This is a genomic window from Sphingobacterium puteale (genome assembly GCF_003627955.1).
Classification (GTDB): Bacteria; Bacteroidota; Bacteroidia; order Sphingobacteriales; family Sphingobacteriaceae; genus Sphingobacterium; species Sphingobacterium puteale.
The window spans coordinates 1-20,017 of sequence record NZ_RBWS01000012.1; the positions used below are offsets into that span (position 1 = coordinate 1).

The window sequence follows — 20,017 nt, forward strand, 5'->3', positions numbered from 1 at the left end:
AGCGGAAAAATCTTACAAAGATCGGGATAACAGAACAAAAAATGGTGACCGAAATTATTCTGACCACCATTTTTTATAACATTTACTGAATATCCCTTATTAAAGGTATCAATATATTTCAAGCCTCTTCGTGCTCACTAATGATGCAAAATCATGTAAAAATCTTAGAATAATACGTTCTGTAAACGTTTTTTAAAATCCTTGTCATCCATCCAATCGTAGACCGTATCTTTCATTTTTTTTATGATCTCTGCCTTAGATTCTGCAACAACCTTTTTCTTTTTGGTAAGTACATTGGAGACCGGGGCATTGGTAAGTTCAATTTTGGTTGCAAACATATTGATATTCATGCTAGGGACGGATATCCCTAGAATCAATCCGGGTAAGCCATGGATTAATTCGGGACCGCCTGCTATCGGAATCTGTCCCGCAAAAAATGCGACAACATAAATAGAATCTTGTATGATCCCATTTGCGCGTCGACAATCATATCCGGCTATGTTGCGATATTCGTCAGTATACTTCCATTTCACCGCCGGCAAAGAATCTTTCATTAATAACTGCTCATCACCAAAGGGCAGTAACTTGGTAAACTCCCCTTTCTTAAAATTCATATAAGTCTTTGAATCCGTCAGTGCGGGGTTGTACCAAGAAACATTTCGATAATTCGCGGGATAATCTTCCTCTACTGTTTCAAACAACGTTTCCTGATCGTAAAATTTTAATGTATGATGTGTGATCACTTCAACGGGCCCATTTTTGACCGCATTGTCTACCCCCAGCTTATCCCAGGTATCCAGATCTGGCTTACTGAGATACGTCCGTTTCAGATAGTTCTGCACATGAAATTTCCGTTCGAAAGTCACAGTACCACTGCTCGGAAAGAATGCATGCTGTGCCTGTATAGCAGTAACGGACAAGCATACAAACCACATTACTAATATTATTTGCTTCCTCATTTAGCATCTCCTTTCATCTGTAAATAATTTTTTCTTCCATCGGCAAGATGGAGTTTGGACAATAAAATTGATAATTTAATCATGGACGGTTCATTGTTGTAAAATTGTAGATCACTTTTAACATCCCATAACGACGCAATACATCATTGCTTGTCTGGATAAATGCCGTACCATCCTGATAGCGATTCACCCCAATATTTTTATTTAATATATCGTTGACAAATAATTGCGCTTCTAAAGATTTGTCCTTTAAAAACTTTTTAGAGATATAGCCATTCATGTTCATCATGTTAATGGATTGCAAAGTCTTTGTTGCAGCCTGATAATTCTGTTGCATGGATAGCGAAATTTTAAAGTCTTGGGGTAGGTAATAGGTGACTTGTGCATAGGAATTAAATTTAAATGTGGTCTGGTTCAATTCGGGCTGCAGATAGGAGTCCATCTGTTCGACCCCGGGACTTAAATTAATATTAAAATCCATTTTATTGGCCTTATACCGATTAAAGCCAATTTCGGGCCCGATACTCCAGGTCTTATTACGGTTGAGCCTTGGTTCTTCATTAAGCAGCGACAGATAGCTATATTGAGTATTATATTCTGCATTCATGCCCATATTCATTTTCAAACCCCATTTCTTCTTTAACATGAAATTATATGATCCGCTTCCGTAAAAACGCCAGTTGTCCTTATCAATATTTACAAAAGAAATCTGTCGGGTACCGTCTTCCAGATTATAACGAACACTGCTGTTAATGTTTCGTTTCCCCTGATTGGCGCTGACATAAAAGTAGAAGCTCTGGTCTTTGATCTGTTTGTAGGAATTATAATTGATGGAATAGGAATTATTAAAACCGGCTTTCAGGTCCGGATTGTCCAAATATTCGACAAGCGGCTGACTATTTTGTTTGAGCGGTTCAATCTGTGTGAGCGAAGGCTGAACAGTCTGCCCGTAATAATTGAGCCATATATTCTTGGTTTTTGAAATCTTATAGTTCACATTAAGTGAGGGTCTAATGGATATCTGATCACGTTGCAATACGGTATTCAAATTGTTATAAGTCCGTTTTACAGCCTCAAAATCAGTACGGTTGCTCAGATTGACCGTCCATGTGTTTGTTTTATAATTCAATGCCGTATTGACACTATTTTTTAAACTGGAAAAATTAAAATCATTCAATACACTTTCATCCAGCACGGTATATTTTTGTGTCTTAGGATCCTTATTGAAGGATTGATTAAGTGTCTCTGATTTATTGCTGGAAAAGGAATATCCTATTGATCCAGTGATCCTTTTTGAGAGCGGCTCGGTATAGGTGACTGAGGCTCCGTAGGTGTTATTGCTGAGCTTATCTTCTTTGAACTGATCAATTGTGTCGGTACGGGAATCGTTGTAAAATCTGTTTTCGGAAAAATACTTTGTATCTGACCGGCTCTGATCCGTATTTACATTCACATTGAATGTAATGGAGCGACGTTCTTTTTTAAAGCGTCGTGTCAATAGTGCATTCACGTTGATTTTATCCTGATCACTATTCAGATCCGTGCTCGACGTGGTCTTTGTAATCGGCTGTCCACCTAAGGTGCTCTGGTAAGCTTCCGCTTCGGAAATATTATCCCTATTGGATTTATTAAAGCCCATATTCACCGTCAGATCAGCTAACGAATCCAACTTATAATCGTATCTAAGATTGGCAACATTGGCTCTGTTCTCATTTTCTGATCTGGTGATATTACTGTCTATCTGCGCGCGCTCCGGCAAGTTATTCTGCGCATTATAAGTACTTGTATTATTTACATTGATCTGGCTGCGCTTGTAGTTGACATTGATTTTATGTTTGTCATCTTTGGTTTTATCGGAATAACTTACCCCCATATTTAGTGCCTTAGGTACGCCGCCGCCCTGGTATCGCCCATCCCATCCACCTTCCGTTTCGTCTCCGCCCGAAGAGATCATAATGCCCCCTCCATCCATCATCTGAACATTGCCGCTCCCCCCGACACCATATTTTTGACTATCTTCAAACCCCAGTCCCACCATACCATCGTTGGCCAGGATACCGTAAGCCGCAATTTTCTGCGCTCCTTTAAATTTATTGAGCATGACTTTGCCGCCATAGTATTTATCCGTTCCGGCCCCAGCAATTGCCTGACCGAACATCCCTTTCTTCTTATCCTCTTTCAGCTTGATATCTATGGTCTGTGTACGCTCCCCATCATCCACACCGGTACGTACGGCCAGATCTGATTTCTTTTCGTAAACCTGTACCTTGCTCACCATATCCGACCTGATGTTTTTCGTAATCAGGGTGGGGTCATCTCCAAAAAATTCCTCCCCATCAAGCAGTACCTTTTTGACCTCTTTTCCCTGCGCCGTAATCTTACCTGTCCCGTCGATCGTAATGCCGGGCAACACCCTGAGCAGATCATCTACTTTGGCATCTTTCTCCACCTTAAAACTACCGGCATCGTACTCTATCGTATCTCCCTTAATAACGACTGGAATTCGTCCATTGACCTGTACCTCTTCCAAAAGTAATGCTGCCTTTGACAGCGATATCATGCCAAGATCAAGACCTTGAGCTGTCATATGGATCTCCTTCACAAGGTCAGCATATTGCGGATAAGACACGACTATTTTATAAATACCTGTATCCAGATTGGCAATTTGGAAAGTCCCATTTTCTTTTGTTCGATCGAACTTAATTAAAATAGAATCTTTTGGGTTAAGTAAAGCAACAGACGCTTGATGGAGTTTGGCTTTGTCTTTAGCATCAACAACTAGACCTGTAAGCCTCTGTTGGGCATGGGAAATAGCGCTTATGGCCGAAAGTACAAGAAGCAAAACTAAGGTATAGGTTAGTCTCATAAATTTCCGTTTATATATTGTCGCAATAAAGATATCAATGTTGCTACGGAAAATTCGTAAAATAATGTTAAATAATTAAGAAATTAAAAAAACAAACAAAACAAGCACATAACACTGAAAACAAGCAAGATACAGCAATTAAACAATAGAAAGGAGGAATACATGACATACCGGTTAACATGAGAAGAAATACTATCTTTATGTTTTTGCTTATTTGTTATAAGAAAAAGACACAATTATTCATTATACCCCCTTAGAGTTTTTAAATCCGCTTTTTATTTCGTCTCGACCGCATTCAAGTTCAACTCTTTTTCTTTATTGATTAAATAGGCATAAGAAAGCGCCAGCATTTTTCGATGCTGGCGCTTACATTTAAAAGTGGCTAAGGGAGCTGCTAGTAACCGAATAGCTTAACCAAATAAGCCTTTAACTCCTCTCCCCTTAGGTTTTTAGCAAGAATCTTTCCATCCGGATCTATCAGGAAAGTTGTAGGCAGTGCTGTCACAGCAAATCGACTAACTGCAATATTGTTTTCCACCGGGCTATCGTGCAGCTGAATCCAAGGCAATTGTTGGGTTTTAAGCATGTTCTTCCATGCACTTTCACTCTTATCGGTAGAAATACTTAAAATCTCGAACGCCGATTTACCCTTATATTTTCCGTAAATCTCCTTGAGTGTTTTAAATTCTTCGATACAGGGACCGCACCAAGAGGCCCAAAAGTCCAATAACACATAGGAGCCTTTCATGGAAGCAAAATCAATTTTTTGACCGTTTTCATTTGGCAACGAAAAATTTGCCACCAGAGCTCCTTCTTTTGATAACAAAGCCCCATGAATCTGATTACCGGCAGACTTACCATAATAGGACTGTTTGACATCAGGGCTCAAACTTTCATAGGCTTCTAATGCCACTTCAGGCTTCATGGCCTTTCCATAACGATCCAATAAAAAAGCGGCTCCAAAAGAACTCTTATTTTGAGCAACGACCTGCGCAATCACTGCAGCCTCATCCGCCCCTTTCGTCTGCATGCGTGTGAAATATTGATTCAGCACATCATGAGCTTTGGATCCCGAAACCTTGGCGGTATAGAAAGACTCCAGGTCACCCGCAATATGGATTGTTGTTGGAGCATCAACAAGAATACCAAATGGTGCGTAACCGCCATGTTTTTTAGATTCTGCCTCCGAGGCCAACATGTGCCTGGTGGCTACGGTAAATGGCCGTTCTATTTGCCAGGTCCCTTTTGTAACCGTAGCTGTATCATTATCGCCCGTAATATTATTATAAAGATAGATCTTGGTACCATCAAATTTCGGATCAGCTTTTCCTACAAAAACAACCTTAGAAGTTGTCTGCGCATGAACAGCAGCAATGCAGAACAAGGATAAAACCGTCCCTATCGTTCGTATAATAAACTTTAATCTCATCATCCTTATTTCAATAGTTCTGCTAATTTTTCATGCAGCTGTTCGCCACGTAGGTCTTTGGCAACAATCTTCCCATCAGGACCGATTAGAAAATTCTGTGGGATACCGCGTACACCGTAGAGCTTAGCTGCCTCGTTATTCCAGAACTTCAGATCACTTACATTTGTCCAGCTCAATTTGTCCGCTTCAATAGCCTTCAACCAGTTGTCTTTCTTGCCCGGTTGATCCAACGAAACACCCAGTACTGTAAAATTTTTATTCTTAAACTTATCATAAGCTGCTACAACATTTGGATTCTCCGCCCGACAAGGTCCACACCAAGACGCCCAGAAATCCAACAACACATATTTACCCCTAAAATCAGATAACTTAACCTGTTTGTCATTGACATCATGTTGAGTAAAGTCGGGTGCAAGCACACCAACTGCAGTTGATTTAGCCGCCATGATCTGTTTCGCGAAAGCTTCTCCGGTTTCAGAAGCCCGTACCGAAGCCGAAAGTTTATTAAATTCAGGCTCCAAAGCTAAAATTTCGGTCCCAGCATAGAGTTGATCCTGGATCGCCAATAAACTGAAATAAGAGTTTGGATTCTTTGCGATATAGTTTTGTTGCAACTGTTTCTTCTGCTCAGCAAATTTCATATACTGCTCCCGAAGTGGTCCCGCAAAAGCATCGTCTTTGCGTTGCTCTGCAGTCGCACTGCTGTATTTCAGATTGATTGCATTAATTCCTTCCTCGGCTTCCTTGATAAGATTCTTATACGCTGCGTGAGCATCCTGTAACGGCGAACCTTTAATAACGGCCGTTTTAACAGAGTCTATTGCCGTGATTGTCGTTTTCCCTTTATCGACATAAATACCGACCATGTCCCCTTTATATCCGATCTTATCCCAACCTTTGTTCTCCTGATCGTATACAATATAAACCATAGTAGGTCCATTAGCCTGCCCTTTAAAAGAGAAAGTCCCTTTGGTAACCTTCACAGAGTCCAACACTTGGCTATTGGGTGTGCGAATAGACATAAATACCTGCCCTTCTTTTTTGGGCTGTTGTATTTTTCCTTCAATGCTGAAATCCGACTTTTGCGCCATTACTGCTCCAGGAAGGGCCAACAAGGCGATCATTTTTAAAATTTTCATGTGTATAAATTTGATTTTTTAATGGTTGTACTTGCTATTTTACTCTTACTTTATGAATCATAGGTGAATGTCTTAATTCCACCTATGATGAACGGCTATTTTTGCGGTATTTTCTGCGTCTATCCCAGTCTCATTAATGGAAGCTATCTAATTTTTTGCGATACTTATTACCTGCAGCCTGAATGTCCCAATTGTATTCCTTTTTGAGAAAATCTGTCAAAATCTTGTATTTAGCGGCTCTTTTTTCACTGGAATCTAAGTATACTTTTTTAATGTTTGGATAGGATTCCGTTGTCAACAGACTAAACCACTGCCCCAAATCAACTTCGTAACCCCTCGAGCCAGAGCCAGAGATATAACCACGTTCGGCGGCTAATTTGGAAACCTCACGATTACGAGCTTCAATATCTTCATCACTATTGCCCGGAAAATTTTTGTCAATTTCATCGAGTGCCTTTCCATTGTCATAAGGCATTCCTGCAGCCTCAAATCCAGGAACCTTTCCTTCCATTCGCTGCGCGAGCATCCCGGACAAATTGCCCCAGACCATACGGGTAAGTACAGAATCCTGGTAATAATGTGTTTCAGGCACGGTAATAGGTTGGGTATTTAATCGTTCATTGGGCCAGCAAACAATCAGGCGTGAACGTCCCAGCACATAAATATCCTGTTTCCACCAAGAGCCATTATAGGTCTTTACGAAAAAGAACTCCCGGGGAAATACCCTTCGCACAAAATCCGTAGAAACATTATGTAGCAAGGTATCTACAAACATAATGGCACTTGGCTTGGCTTTATCATCCATTGGTGTTGCCCCATAGCGATTATTGACATCTTGTACCAAAATACTATTTGTCACCTCCTTCGGATCCTTAAAATTAAGACGCAACCATAAATCATAGGTCTTGAACATCTCCTTAACAGCGGGTAACTCCTCTTCTTTTGGGCCAAAACGCTCTTGAAATCCGAAAGATTCTGAGGAATTGATTGATTCATTTTTTGTACATGAACTGGCCAGTAACAACATGCTGACTAGGCCGATTGAAAATATCTTCTTCATTGATGAATTGATTATCGTGGATTAATAGGCATATTGGGTGAATTATTCTGTTCTGATTGAGGAATCTGCAAGACATATTTTGGATCATCTTTACGCATGACAAACTCCTGTCCATTTTTATAAGTATGCTTGATTTCAGGCTTTCCAAGTCTACGCAGATCGAAAAATCGCAATCCACCGTCGAATGCGGTTTCCAGACGGCGCTCTTCGAGTACTCTTTTCAAAATACCTGCTTTATCACTATAGTCACTTTCCTTTAACCCGATAAACGTTCCTTTTTTGTAACGCGTCACCAACAGATCGTTGAGGTCTTTCAAAGCATTGCTATATTGCTGTTTTCTAGCGTAGGCCTCAGCGCGGATCACATAGGCCTCACTGGCTTTAAAGCCAATATAAAACCAATATTTCTCCTGTGTGGCAAACATATGGTATACCGTCTTTCCAACCATAATACCATCAGGTTGCGAAAAGTCTTCAAATGAATCAAACAAGTACTGCCTGTAATCTACCAGATTACCATTTCTTTTCGTTAGGTCCAAGATCTCTTCGGTAGGCTTAAATGCTGACTGTGAATAGTAAAAGAGATTATTATTGGCTCTCCCGGCTGTAAAGAACAAAATTTCCCTATTATAATCCGTATCAATAAAGCCTGTATTGCCCGAAAAAGCATACTTATTGGATTTACTATCGATATAGGATTGCATACTGTTCAGATCAGCAAGTTTTGCGCTTGACATCACTTCTCCGGCAAAGGCTATCGCCTGATCATATTGACCCATAAATAATGCAATACGGGCACGTAATAATTGCACAGTCGTAATATTGAGTCGAAAACGATCATCTGTAGGTTTTCCACGTAACAGACCTGCTGCTAACTCTAGATCTGAGTTGATCTGACTCCATACTTTGCCCAAGGGCTCACGTACATTGTTCTTACTAAATTCGTTGACATCAACTGCATTCAGCGGCATGGGCACCCCGGGGAGCTCGAGATTATTTGCCGAATAGACATCGGCATACATATTGACAAGATAAAAATAAGCATAAGCTCGTAGTGCTAGGGCTTCACCTTTTATTTTATCATAGTTAGATTGTTCTTCACTGGTAGGTATGACTTCTTTGAACTTGTCCAATACTGTGTTGGCGTAAAAAATAGTCTTGTAAAGCTGTCCCCAATAGGGATCATTCGGTGTATTGTCCAATTGATGGGATGAAGCGAATAAAAACCAAGGTTCATCTACGGCTCCTGGCTTATAGGTCGTGTTGAGATTTACCATAGCATTATCAGTCATCAACTCTGTTTTATAGAAATAATCGCTGCGCGGATATCCGCCTAATAAAATTGATTCATAGTCATTGATTGTTTCGGGTGTCATGCTATTGACAGGTGTGATGTCCAATAAGCCCGTACAAGATGTCAGGCCTATTGCTGAACAAAACAGGCCCAACAACAAATATTTAGATGTAATCTTCATCATAGTTTTTAGGTTTAAAATTGAACTTGTAGGGATGCAGTGTATGATCTTGGCACAGGGAGGAATGTATTTCCAAACGATACCTGAACGGATCTCGAGTCTGTGTAAGACATTTTGCTTCCTTGCGCTTCTGGATCCTGACCTTTCAGTTTAGCATCTTTCCATACATAGAGATTATTTCCCTGTAACATAAGACGAATATTCTGGATTCCTAATGCCCGCAATCTAGGCGTAAAATAATCGTACGATATGGAGAGATTCTGCATTCGGATAAAATCGCCTTTCACCGTTCTCAGATCGGAATTATCATACATTCGGCCATTAAATGGTGCGACACCTGTTACAGCAGCCTCAAATGCTGAATCCTCTAGTTTGGGGATATTCGTGTTGAGTTCATCTCCAGGTTTGCGCCATCTGTTTACCCATTCTTTGGATAAGTTCTGTGTAGGCTCTGGAAAAGTCAGGGCATAACCTTGAGAAAGGTTACGCAGTCGCATCATATTGCCAAAGCTGCCGATAAATAAGGTTGACAACGAAAAACGCTTATAGGAGAATGTATTTGTAAAACCCAACTGCGTCGTTGGCAGATTAGGCCCTTCATATTTCAGTCCGTCCAAATTCGTCATCCCATAGAGCACCTTCTCGCCCTCTTTATTGGTATAAAATGTCGCTCTGCCGTCTGTATTGAGTCCGGCATAGCGGTAGGACCACATGCCATCCAAAGGTTTTCCTACAACGGCTGATGCAGCATAATTCGTCCGATTTGCATCAGTCAGTGTGGTTACTGTTGGTTTGGAATTGACTTCGAGCACCTCGTTTCTGTTCAAGCCAAAATTGATATTTGATGACCATCTAAAATTCTTAGAATCCATATTGATTGAGCTGACAGAAAACTCCCAACCCCTATTGCGCATTGTCGCCCAGTTCACCTGAAGCGATTCGAATCCGGTCACTTGCGACACTTGTTTTGATCCCAACAGGTCTGTGCCTTTTTTATTATAAAATTCGATAGAGCCCATTAAACGCCGTTTCCATAAACCAAATTCAAGTCCCAAATTGGTTGTATAGGTCTTTTCCCATTTGAGATAAGGATTTTTCGGTGCGTTGATAATTAAATAATTGACCGGATTATCTACATTCACGGCACCGATCGTCGCAACCAAGTCGGAGTAGGCCTGAGAAGCAACATTACCCTGGCTGCCATAGGATCCTCTTAGTGTCAAATAGGATAACCAATCAATCTGATTTAGGAAGCGCTCCTGCTTCATCTGATAGTTCGCTCCCAATGCCCAAAGTGGCTGAAATAACTGATTAGTTTTCAGCCCAAATCTATTGGAACCATCTGTACGGGCGTTAAAGCTGACAGTATATCTATTGTCAAAGGTATAATTGAATGCACCGAAATAAGATACCGCAGCAGCTTCATCCAGACGTTCTGTCCAATAGGGAACACCCATCTTTTTCATCAGTTCAAACTGTGGCACTTGTTGATGGCCCCGATCATGTGCATATCCATAGACCTGCGTTACTTCCTCCTCAGTTTTAGATTTGCGGATCTCTTGCCCTAGCATCACATTCAAATAATGCTTGTCTTTAAAAAGGGGATTATAGATTATTTGATTCCGAAAGGTAATCGAACCGTTAATTGATGCCTTTCCTCTTCTATACCCCCCATCCTTCCAGATCTGCACTGCTGTATAGTCGACGATATCATAATAATCTTTTTTCCGGCTCCGCACAAAATAACTATCCTCCAAAGCTATATCTACATCACGTGTATTTTGTTTTGTATAACTAAACAAGGAGGTGAATGTCAGATCTTTCATGAATTTCCATTCAAAATCCACTGAAGACCGTAGTCCGAAGTTATTCGCATTTCTCCAGCCCTGTTCCCTGTTTTCCATAAAGTTATATTTCAAGGTATTATGGTAGAAATAACTATAGTTTCCATTGTTGTCAAAAGCGGGTTGCGCACGTGTGGTATAGATCGCCCATTCATAGGGGTTTTCGCGCGAATCGACAGCAAAAAAACTCTTATTGTCGCGTGCATTGATATCCATCATGACTCCCAATCGCATCTTGGGTGTTAAGAAAGTATAGGCTTTCAATGATCCCGTATAGGTTTTCTGTCCCACACCTTTGGCGGTCGCCTGATCATTATTGTAGCTTCCTGAGGCATAAAAAGTCGTCTTTTCATTTCCTCCAGAAAAACTTACATTATACCGTTGAGACAGCGAATTCCTAAATAGATGTTTAAACCAATCGGTATTGACCGTTTCCAGGTACTTTATTTTGTCTTCAAATTGACCCCAGCTAATCCGCTTATCATTTGCATCAATAAAATAACGTTCAAAATCAGTAACAGTGCCATATTCGCCAGGTTTAGGGCTGTTTGCATTAAACAAATTCCGCTGCAACATTTCTAAATTGACGTCCACCCGTTCCTTGGAATTCATCATATAGGCGTCCTCTATCCGTGGTCGTTCCCCCATAGTTAAAGTACTTGAAAAATTCACCCGGGTTTTACCTGCCCGTCCCTTCTTGGAAGTAATTACAATGACACCATTAGCGGCTTTAGTTCCATAGATAGCTGTTGCCGCTGCATCTTTTAAGACATTGATACTTTCGATATCTTCTACATTGACACCACCAATACCAGAAGCGATCAGGTTTCGATTAGTCATAATATCATCTACGGAAACATTCACTGCATCATCCAGAATAATACCATCGACAACCCATAAAGGCTGTACATTCCCGCTTAACGCAGCAGTACCACGAATGCGAATTTGCGGCATAGCGCCCGGAGCGCCCGAAGTACTCATGACCATAAGCCCAGGTACCTGTCCTTGTAGGAGTTTATCAATATTCGGCTGAAATATCGTTTCTAACTGCTCCATATTAACCGTAGCGACCGAACCGGTCAATGATTTGCGCTGTAGGTTTTGGTACCCTGTGACGACCACATCGTCCAGCTGATTTTCTATGGGGGTCAAGCGCACCTCTGTCCAGGTCTTACCCTGCATGGATATCTGCAAAGTCTGGAAACCCATGCTTTTGAAAATCAATGTTGTATTTGCATTTGTTACCGATAGGATGAATGTCCCATCGGTATCCGTTCCAACAGCATTCTTTGGATTGTCTTTTTCGGTCACTGTAATACCGACCAGTGGTTTTCCCTTATAATCCATTACACGGCCACGTAGCTGTACTTTCTGCTGTTTGGCTGAACGAGGCTTAGGGGTAATTACAATTGTTTTATTATCGATGCTATATTGCAGCGACTGATCTTTAAAACAGTGATCCAATACTTCTTGCACAGTAGCATTCTGCATGTCGATATCCACCGCTGTATTGGATTTGACAAGAGACTCATTGTAGAAGAAATCACAATTGCATTGTCTCTTGATTTCACTAAATACTTGAGAAAGTGGAACTCCCTTTCTCTTTATAGTGACCCGTTGTGCAAAAGCCGTCAGGCTAAACTGCGCACAGGTCAGTGCAACAAATAAAATTGCAGTGCGTTTGCCCAAAGCCCTCCTTTTCAATAGGTCTCTGGAATTGAATAAATTCATTTGGTCGTAATTTATTGGTCAAATAATTAAGGTATACTGCTGTCCCCCGCTCAGCAGTGGTTAGTTAGATTTCATAGGTAAAACTACATCATCAGAATCACCCTCCTTTCTTTTGCTCCCCAAGGAGTGATTTGATATTTTATCTGTCCTGTTCTCCGCAAGATGGACAACACTTCTTCTAATGTCTTTTCTTTGGAAATGACTCCAGTAAAGCCCAATTCGTCGGCTTGGCCGAGTACCCTAACATCTATGCCATACCAGTGCGACAACTCCACTCCGATCTCTTCCAAACCTGCATTAAAAAATGAAAATTCATTATTTCGCCAAGCATTCACATTGGCTAATAAGGCCGGAGAAACATCGATATTAGTATTCCCAGGGTTGACAACACTGCTTTCTCCGGGGGTCAAAATACGAAGCTTCGATGCTGTAGAAACGGCAACACTACCTTCCATCAATGTTGTTGTGGTCCGATTATGCGCATAGGCCTTAGCATTAAAATGCGTCCCCAGCACCTTGATTTTTTGATCATTTGAAACCACCACAAAAGGTTTCTGCTTATTGTGCGAAACTTCAAAATAAGCTTCTCCCTCCAGATAAACGATACGTTCGGATCCAACAAAATTAGCATCATAACGTAATTTAGTACCCGTATTCAGCCAAACTTTGGTCCCATCTGTCAACACGATTGCTCCAGTTTTACCCGTTGGAACGTTAATTTCCTGTACCATAGGTTCGGAGGCATTCTCAAGTTTTTTGATCTCAAAAAAAGAATCTTTATTTGTTGTTTTAGCAGTAGCATATTGCGTTTTGCTACTATCCGTCAACTCAATTTTCTCACCATTCGGCAGCGTCAATGTCATCAGTGATTCCACTTTGGAGCTTTCCATATATTTATTCGTGACAGTAACACCGGTAGTGCTTAAAGCCTCCTCAGATGCTTTATATTGATACCCTCCTACATAAAGAATCAGTATTGCTGCCGCAGCGGCCGCCCATGGCCATAAGCGGATCAAAATGGATGGTTTCGTTTTAATCTCTCCTCCAGTGAGCAACGATTCTAAGATTGGGTATTGGTTTTTCGATTGGGTATATAATTCCTCAATAATGTCCCCTTCCTCCAGCTGATCATCCATTGCTGCATCCATATACATTTCCAGTTCCTCACGAAAAGATTCGTCAGCGAATAATGCTACCAACCAAGCGGCCTGCTCCGGTGTGCAGGTGCCGGCCAAGTATTTCTCGAAAATCTCCTTTTTATCGTACATAATAATCGCTCAAATCACAGCCTTAATAACCTTAATACGGAGAAGACATAGAAAGTCTATGCTTAGAAAATCTTTTTTTTTTAAAAATCTAAAATTAGGTTTAAGGAGGATAAAAAAGACTATTGGGACTAGTCTTATGGGAAGCAAATCCCTAGTTAAGAAGCCCCAAAAGTGTCATCAAAAGCATAAAAAGTTTGGTTCCGAGCTCCTGTTTTAAAAAGCGCATCGCTTTGGCCATGTGATCTTTTACAGTACCAACTGAAACTTCATGGATCTTTGCGGCTTCTTCATAACTCTTTCCCTGGAATTTGCACAACAGGAAGATTTCTCTGCGCTTGGGAGGCAATTTTTCTATCGCTTTTGATAGTTCATCAGATAGCTGTTCCAACGTATCATTAGCTTCGTCCAGTTCATAATATAAGGTTGCCTGTGTCAGAAGCGCTTTACGCACAGCCTCATCTGTAGCTGATTGGCGAAAATAATCAATGGTCAGGTTACGGGCTATTGTATGTAGCAATGACCAAACGCCTTTCTCGGGAATAATTTTGGCGCGCATATCCCATAAGCGTACGAAGGCAATTTGATGTATTTCCAGCACATGCTCCTCGTCTGGTAGCAATCTGTTCAGCTTGTGCAACAAAGTGGGAGAATAGTGTTCATAAAGCTTAGAGAAAGCCGTTTTATCTCCCTTAATTAAAAGAGAAACCAGCTTAAACTCATCATTTTCATCGTTTTTCAAGTGATCTGTCCGTATATTATGAATGCTCCAAAATTATAAAATTTATCTTATTCTAAAGCAAAACTCCAATTATTGTCTATACCAATAAATCATGCTAAGGGGGCTTATTCTGCCAAGATATGTTTTTAGAAATACCCTCAGTATAAAAAAACAGCAGTAAGCTTGCGCCACTGCTGTCTATATTATTCATTGCAAACAAGCTTTTTTGTCTAGTCTGCAGACGGCGTCGAACACGTCAATTATTCGACGCTTAGATTCAATTCTTTTTCTTTATTGATTAAATGGGCGATGCTCGTATCATTCAAAATTTGCAACATCGCATTCCTGACTTCCACAAATGTATCACGGATGCCACAGGCATGCTCTTCGGTGCACTCTTCACAGGAACGATAGAAATTTAGACTGACACAAGGGAGCAAAGCAATCGGTCCATCGATCAGACGCATTACCTGAGATAAAAATACATCTTCCGGAGCTTTATTCAGACTATAGCCTCCCCCCGCTCCTTTTTTACTATAGAGAATACCTGCGTTGCGCATTTCAAGGAGAATCTGTTCCAAGAATTTTTTTGGAATATTTTCTTCCTGTGCAATTTTAACGATCTGCATAGGTTCATTTCCGTAGTTACGACCGAGCACCATAAGTGCCTTAATTGCATATTTTGTCTTTTTGGAAAGCATAATTTGTTAACCCCCTGTTGAATTGCAAATTTACGTTTTTTATTCAATAGAATAAAACCTATAAAACTAGCCTGTAAAAGAAAAGCCCTTAGCACAATTTACCTATTGGATATCCTTATGCTAAGGGCGAATATTATCTGATAATCTAATTGCTATTGGCCCAGTACTGCTGTAATGGGTTTACCGATACTTCCATTGGGTTCGGTAATATGCAATAGTGATGAAATCGTAGGCGCAATATCGACAATATGGACCTCGGTATTGGACACACCGGGCTTAATACCCCAGCCCATAAATACCAGTGGAATATGAGAATCGTATCCCGACCAAGTACCATGTGTCGTACCCGTAGAACGTGGCGTACCATCATACCATTGTGGTTCACAAACGATCTGGATAACACCGCTCCGTTTGTAATTATAGCCATTGATCATTTTTTCACGGACAGGCTCCGGGATCATTAGGCTTTCACCTTTCTCCATATCCGCAACATAAGCAACACCTTCAGTCTTGCGCAACTCGCGAATAATGGTCTCTTTTATTTTATCCCGATCCAATTGAAGCGAATCAATGATTTGATTATTCAGATGCACCTGATAATTCATCATACTCTTGACGATTTTTTCCTGTCCAAATTTCTCTTTCAACTTTTTGTTTAGATCCGAGATAATCTGACGGGAATAGAAATAACCGCCATTTCCTTTCATATCCATATAGAATCTAGAGTTGTAAGAAGCGCCATGGTCAGCAGTCAGGAAAAAGGTATAATTGCCTTTACCAACAGAGTTATCCAGATAAGCAAAGAAATCGGCCAGTTGTTTGTCCAATTGCAGATAAATATCTTCAATTTCTACAGCTGTCAATGAGTAACGGTGTCCGACATAATCTGTCGCCGAAAGACTGACACAAAGGAAATCGGTATTTTTAGTTGGGTTATTTCCCATCTGCTCATTCTTGATGGCTTCCATTGCCAGATCTAAGGTAAACTGATTACCCATTGGTGTTGTTTTTATCAACTCAAGACCTTCATCTTTCATCAACTTAGATGTCGCACGCGGCAAGGTTGGCTTCTCTTCACCGGGGTATTTCCCCTCATAGATATTATCATCAGCAATACTATTCGCTGCATAAGTACTCACATCGTACATCGGCTTCCAGTCTGCCTTAAGGTATTTTTCCGCTAACTTTTTCTTATTGAAGTCAACGACCCACTTTGGTAATTGATCCATATAGAAATTGGAGGTAATCCAATTGCCAGATTTTGCCTCAAACCAATAGGCAGCATCCGCAAAGTGACCGGCAGGTAATATACCGCCTCTGTCTTTAATTGCGATACCAATGACTTTAGATTTAAAATTTGAAGCCAGTTTCAACTGATCCGTTACTGTAGACGCCAGTAAATTACGTGGGGACTGTTTTCCTTCTTTCTCCGTAGTACCTACACCAACGACATTGTCATCTTGGGTACAATACATATTCTTACCTGTAAGCTCTTCGATCCAATCATTACCCGCAATACCGTGGATTGAAGGAACAGAACCAGTGTATACCGAACTGTGTCCTATAGCTGTATAGGTCGGAATATAATTGATCAGGGTATTCTCACAGGAGAAGCCTTCTTTCAAAAGTCGCTTGAAACCATCATTTCCATATCGATCCGCAAAGCGATATAGATAATCCCAACGCATCTGATCCACCATCAGACCGACGACCAATTTGGGTCGTTCCGGTTGTTGTGCCATGGCGGAGAGTGCAGCTATTCCAAATACGACACTTAAAAAAAATCTTTTAATCATAATAGTATTGAGTATTGAGTATTGAGTAATTAGTATTTAGATTTTAGTTGTGCAAACCTTTGGTTTACTAACATGATCTTTCATTCCTTGCTCTTTAATCTTTTTTCCCTAAATTCAGCAGCCACTGTGCAGGCGCCATTGTTTAATAACGAATGCTAATGTAGGGTTTAATCTTTTAAATGTGTTTTTAAAAATTGCCCTGTATAAGAATCTTTACAATGCGCAAGATCTTCTGGAAGTCCTGCAAAGACCAACTTTCCACCTTTATTGCCCCCTTCAGGCCCAATATCAATCACCCAATCGGCCGACTTGATCATGTCCATATTATGTTCGATGACCAAAATACTATTCCCAAGGGCGATCAGCGCATCAAATGATTTTAAGAGCTTTTTGATATCCTGAAAATGTAAGCCTGTAGTCGGTTCGTCAAAAATAAATAAGGTCTTCTTGCTGTTATTGCCTTTGATCAGGAAAGAAGCAAGTTTAATTCGTTGTGCCTCACCGCCAGAAAGTGTACTGGAAGACTGCCCGAGCTTCACATAGCCCAGACCTACATCCTGTAGTGGCTGTAACTTGGCCAATATCTTAGGCTGATCGCCAAAGAATACAATGGCTTCATCCACGCTCAGCTCAAGTATATCCGCTACGGATTTACCTTTATACTGCACATCTAGCACAAACTGCTTGAAACGTTTTCCACCACAGGCCTCACATGGAAGTACGATATCCGCCATAAATTGCATCTCGATCTTCACTTCCCCTTCACCTTGACAGACATCACAGCGGCCGCCCTCGACATTAAAAGAAAACGCAGCAGGTTTCAATCCCGCAGCTTTGGATGCAGCCTGATTAGCATACAAAGCTCTGATCTCATCCCAGGCTTTAACATAAGTTACTGGATTGGACCGTGAAGAACGACCGATTGGATTCTGGTCAACCATTTCGATCTGTTCCACTTGTGCAATATCGCCTTCTATGGAATCATATACACCTGTTTGTTCACCAGAATAATTACCGATTGATTTCTGCAAAGCCGGATAAAGAATACGTTTCACCAAGGATGTCTTTCCGGATCCCGATACCCCTGATACAACGGTAAATGTATTTAAAGGAAACTGCACATCGATCCCCTGAAGGTTATTTTCATGCGCTCCCTTTACAGTAATGCTATTGGACCATTTTCGTCGTTTTTTTGGAACTTCGATCTTGCTCTTGCCACTCAGATATTGACCTGTTAAACTCCTATCATCTTTTAGAATCTCACTATATGTTCCTGCAAATACCATCTCACCGCCATTGATCCCTGCTTCGGGGCCAATATCGATCAGATAATCTGCAGCCTCCATCATTTCCTGTTCATGCTCAACCACAACAACTGTATTACCTACATCACGCAAGGATTTCAGTACCGAAATCAGACGCTGAGTATCGCGTGGATGCAACCCAATACTCGGCTCATCCAGCACATAGATTGAGCCCACGAGCGAACTTCCGAGCGAAGTTGCCAAATTGATCCGTTGGGATTCCCCTCCGGATAGCGTATTGGACAGACGGTTTAAGGTAAGGTAGCTTAACCCTACATCGCATAGAAATTGTAGCCGGTTATTAATTTCGGCCAGCAGGCGTTTGGCAATCACCTTTTCATTTCCCTCCAGTGACAAATCCGTAAAAAATGCCAAAGCTTCTTCAAGAGGCATCAATACGATATCGGTAATTGACCTACCACCGACTTTGACATAGGTCGCATCTTTACGCAACCTTGTTCCCCTACAATCGGGACAGTCGGTTTTACCTCGGTAACGTGACAACATCACGCGGTATTGAATTTTATAGGTCTGTTCTTCGAGCTCTTCAAAGAACTTGTTAAGCCCTGTAAAATAACTATTTCCCGTCCAAAGTAATTCTTTTTGGGCTGTTGTCAGATCGGAATAGGCGCGGTGTATCGGAAAATCAAACTTTAGAGAATTCTTTACCAGCACCTGTAACCATTCATTCATTTTCTCTCCTCGCCAAGGAGCAATAGCGCCATCATAAACAGAGCGGCTCTTATCTGGTATAACAAGATCTGGGTCTATACCAATGATCTTCCCATAGCCTTCACACCGACGGCAGGCACCATAGGGATTATTGAAACTAAAGAAGTTAGGACTAGGCTCCTCAAAGGTAATTCCATCGAGTTCAAACTTGTGTGAGAAATGATGTCTTTTATCCTTTTCTTCGATATACAATTCACCTTTACCCTCAAAAAATCCCGTTTGAATGGAATCGGATAATCGATTCATGGTATCATCATCCTGCTCGATACGTACCCGATCCACGACAATCAATACCTCGCCGTCCTGAATCGTTTCATTGGCCATGCTCTTATCGTCAATAATACTTTCGATTTTTTGCATTTTATCCTGATAGACGACACGGACAAACCCTTTCTGCAGTAAGAGAGATAACTCTTCTTTGAGTTTTCGCTCATGGGAAGGCACCAGCGGAGCCAATAGCGTAACAGATTCTCCCTCGTCAAATTTCAAGGCAAAATCTACCACCGAGCTCACGCTATCTTTGGTCACCTCCCTACCTGAAACAGGAGAAATCGTCTTCCCGATCCTTGCATATAGTAATTTTAGATAGTCATATATTTCGGTAGAAGTTCCGACAGTGGAACGCGGATTGCTGGTAATAACACGTTGTTCAATTGCAATCGCTGGGGCGATCCCTTTGATGTAATCGACTTCGGGTTTATTCATCCGTCCCATAAACTGTCGTGCATAGGAAGAAAGACTTTCAACATACCGTCGTTGTCCTTCAGCGTATAGGGTGTCAAAAGCGAGGGAAGATTTTCCTGAACCTGACATTCCAGTAATGACAACCAATTTATTTTTGGGAATATCAACATCAATATTTTTCAGATTATTGACTCTAGCCCCTTTTATTTGAATATATTCTTTTGGAGTACGCTCCACTTTTTTACTCATAATAATCCTTATCTCACACAAAGTTACGCAATCTTGGCTGATTATAGTCCCTACGAATTAAA

General features: G+C 41.0%; 12 protein-coding genes. All 12 read right to left on the reverse strand.

Translation table 11 applies throughout. The features are described from left to right. Nucleotides 1–164 precede the first annotated feature (164 nt). The 12 genes from D7322_RS16070 to uvrA all read right to left on the reverse strand — a co-directional run bounded on the left by D7322_RS16070 (nucleotide 165) and on the right by uvrA (nucleotide 19,955). The gene (locus D7322_RS16070; protein ID WP_121125311.1) at nucleotides 165–959 is read right to left on the reverse strand and encodes a GLPGLI family protein; all 795 of its coding nucleotides are present in this window, start codon (nucleotides 957–959) and stop codon (nucleotides 165–167) included. 79 nt (nucleotides 960–1,038) lie between these two features. Continuing rightward, nucleotides 1,039–3,825 carry an outer membrane beta-barrel protein gene (locus D7322_RS16075; RefSeq protein ID WP_121125312.1) on the reverse strand — a complete coding sequence of 929 codons (2,787 nt, stop codon included), beginning with the start codon at nucleotides 3,823–3,825 and terminating at the stop codon, nucleotides 1,039–1,041. A gap of 394 nt (nucleotides 3,826–4,219) precedes the next feature. Further along, complete coding sequence (locus tag D7322_RS16080) at nucleotides 4,220–5,257, reverse strand: TlpA disulfide reductase family protein (RefSeq protein WP_121125313.1); 1,038 nt, start codon at nucleotides 5,255–5,257, stop codon at nucleotides 4,220–4,222. Nucleotides 5,258–5,259: 2 nt separating this feature from the next. Next, entirely contained in the window at nucleotides 5,260–6,393 is a 1,134-nt protein-coding gene (locus tag D7322_RS16085; RefSeq protein WP_121125314.1) for a TlpA disulfide reductase family protein, read from the reverse strand. Between the two features lie 133 nt (nucleotides 6,394–6,526). Further along, nucleotides 6,527–7,453: a hypothetical protein gene (locus D7322_RS16090; protein WP_147430448.1), complete on the reverse strand. Its 927-nt coding sequence runs from the start codon at nucleotides 7,451–7,453 to the stop codon at nucleotides 6,527–6,529. A gap of 11 nt (nucleotides 7,454–7,464) precedes the next feature. Then, complete coding sequence (locus tag D7322_RS16095) at nucleotides 7,465–8,931, reverse strand: RagB/SusD family nutrient uptake outer membrane protein (RefSeq protein ID WP_121125316.1); 1,467 nt, start codon at nucleotides 8,929–8,931, stop codon at nucleotides 7,465–7,467. 11 nt (nucleotides 8,932–8,942) lie between these two features. Then, nucleotides 8,943–12,503 (reverse strand): SusC/RagA family TonB-linked outer membrane protein, encoded by a 3,561-nt coding sequence (locus D7322_RS16100; RefSeq protein WP_121125317.1) that lies wholly within the window; start codon nucleotides 12,501–12,503, stop codon nucleotides 8,943–8,945. 83 nt (nucleotides 12,504–12,586) lie between these two features. Continuing rightward, the gene (locus tag D7322_RS16105) at nucleotides 12,587–13,771 is read right to left on the reverse strand and encodes a FecR family protein (RefSeq protein WP_121125318.1); all 1,185 of its coding nucleotides are present in this window, start codon (nucleotides 13,769–13,771) and stop codon (nucleotides 12,587–12,589) included. A gap of 151 nt (nucleotides 13,772–13,922) precedes the next feature. Continuing rightward, the gene (locus D7322_RS16110; RefSeq protein WP_183078730.1) at nucleotides 13,923–14,510 is read right to left on the reverse strand and encodes an RNA polymerase sigma factor; all 588 of its coding nucleotides are present in this window, start codon (nucleotides 14,508–14,510) and stop codon (nucleotides 13,923–13,925) included. Between the two features lie 239 nt (nucleotides 14,511–14,749). Further along, a complete protein-coding gene (locus D7322_RS16115; RefSeq protein ID WP_121125320.1) occupies nucleotides 14,750–15,190 on the reverse strand; it encodes an RrF2 family transcriptional regulator in 441 nt (146 codons plus the stop codon). A 152-nt stretch (nucleotides 15,191–15,342) separates the two neighbouring features. Next, nucleotides 15,343–16,986, reverse strand: a complete 1,644-nt coding sequence (gene pafA, locus D7322_RS16120; protein ID WP_121125321.1) for an alkaline phosphatase PafA — start codon at nucleotides 16,984–16,986, stop codon at nucleotides 15,343–15,345. A 167-nt stretch (nucleotides 16,987–17,153) separates the two neighbouring features. Further along, entirely contained in the window at nucleotides 17,154–19,955 is a 2,802-nt protein-coding gene (gene uvrA, locus D7322_RS16125) for an excinuclease ABC subunit UvrA (RefSeq protein WP_121125322.1), read from the reverse strand. Between the last annotated feature and the right edge of the window lie 62 nt (nucleotides 19,956–20,017).

Bases quoted from the DNA above. Each gene is read 5' to 3' on its own strand.
- D7322_RS16070 (WP_121125311.1), bottom strand. From the start codon at position 959: ATGAGGAAGCAAATAATATTAGTAATGTGGTTTGTATGCTTGTCCGTT.
- D7322_RS16075 (WP_121125312.1), bottom strand. From the start codon at position 3,825: ATGAGACTAACCTATACCTTAGTTTTGCTTCTTGTACTTTCGGCCATA.
- D7322_RS16080 (WP_121125313.1), bottom strand. From the start codon at position 5,257: ATGATGAGATTAAAGTTTATTATACGAACGATAGGGACGGTTTTATCC.
- D7322_RS16085 (WP_121125314.1), bottom strand. From the start codon at position 6,393: ATGAAAATTTTAAAAATGATCGCCTTGTTGGCCCTTCCTGGAGCAGTA.
- D7322_RS16090 (WP_147430448.1), bottom strand. From the start codon at position 7,453: ATGAAGAAGATATTTTCAATCGGCCTAGTCAGCATGTTGTTACTGGCC.
- D7322_RS16095 (WP_121125316.1), bottom strand. From the start codon at position 8,931: ATGATGAAGATTACATCTAAATATTTGTTGTTGGGCCTGTTTTGTTCA.
- D7322_RS16100 (WP_121125317.1), bottom strand. From the start codon at position 12,503: ATGAATTTATTCAATTCCAGAGACCTATTGAAAAGGAGGGCTTTGGGC.
- D7322_RS16105 (WP_121125318.1), bottom strand. From the start codon at position 13,771: ATGTACGATAAAAAGGAGATTTTCGAGAAATACTTGGCCGGCACCTGC.
- D7322_RS16115 (WP_121125320.1), bottom strand. From the start codon at position 15,190: ATGCTTTCCAAAAAGACAAAATATGCAATTAAGGCACTTATGGTGCTC.
- pafA (WP_121125321.1), bottom strand. From the start codon at position 16,986: ATGATTAAAAGATTTTTTTTAAGTGTCGTATTTGGAATAGCTGCACTC.
- uvrA (WP_121125322.1), bottom strand. From the start codon at position 19,955: ATGAGTAAAAAAGTGGAGCGTACTCCAAAAGAATATATTCAAATAAAA.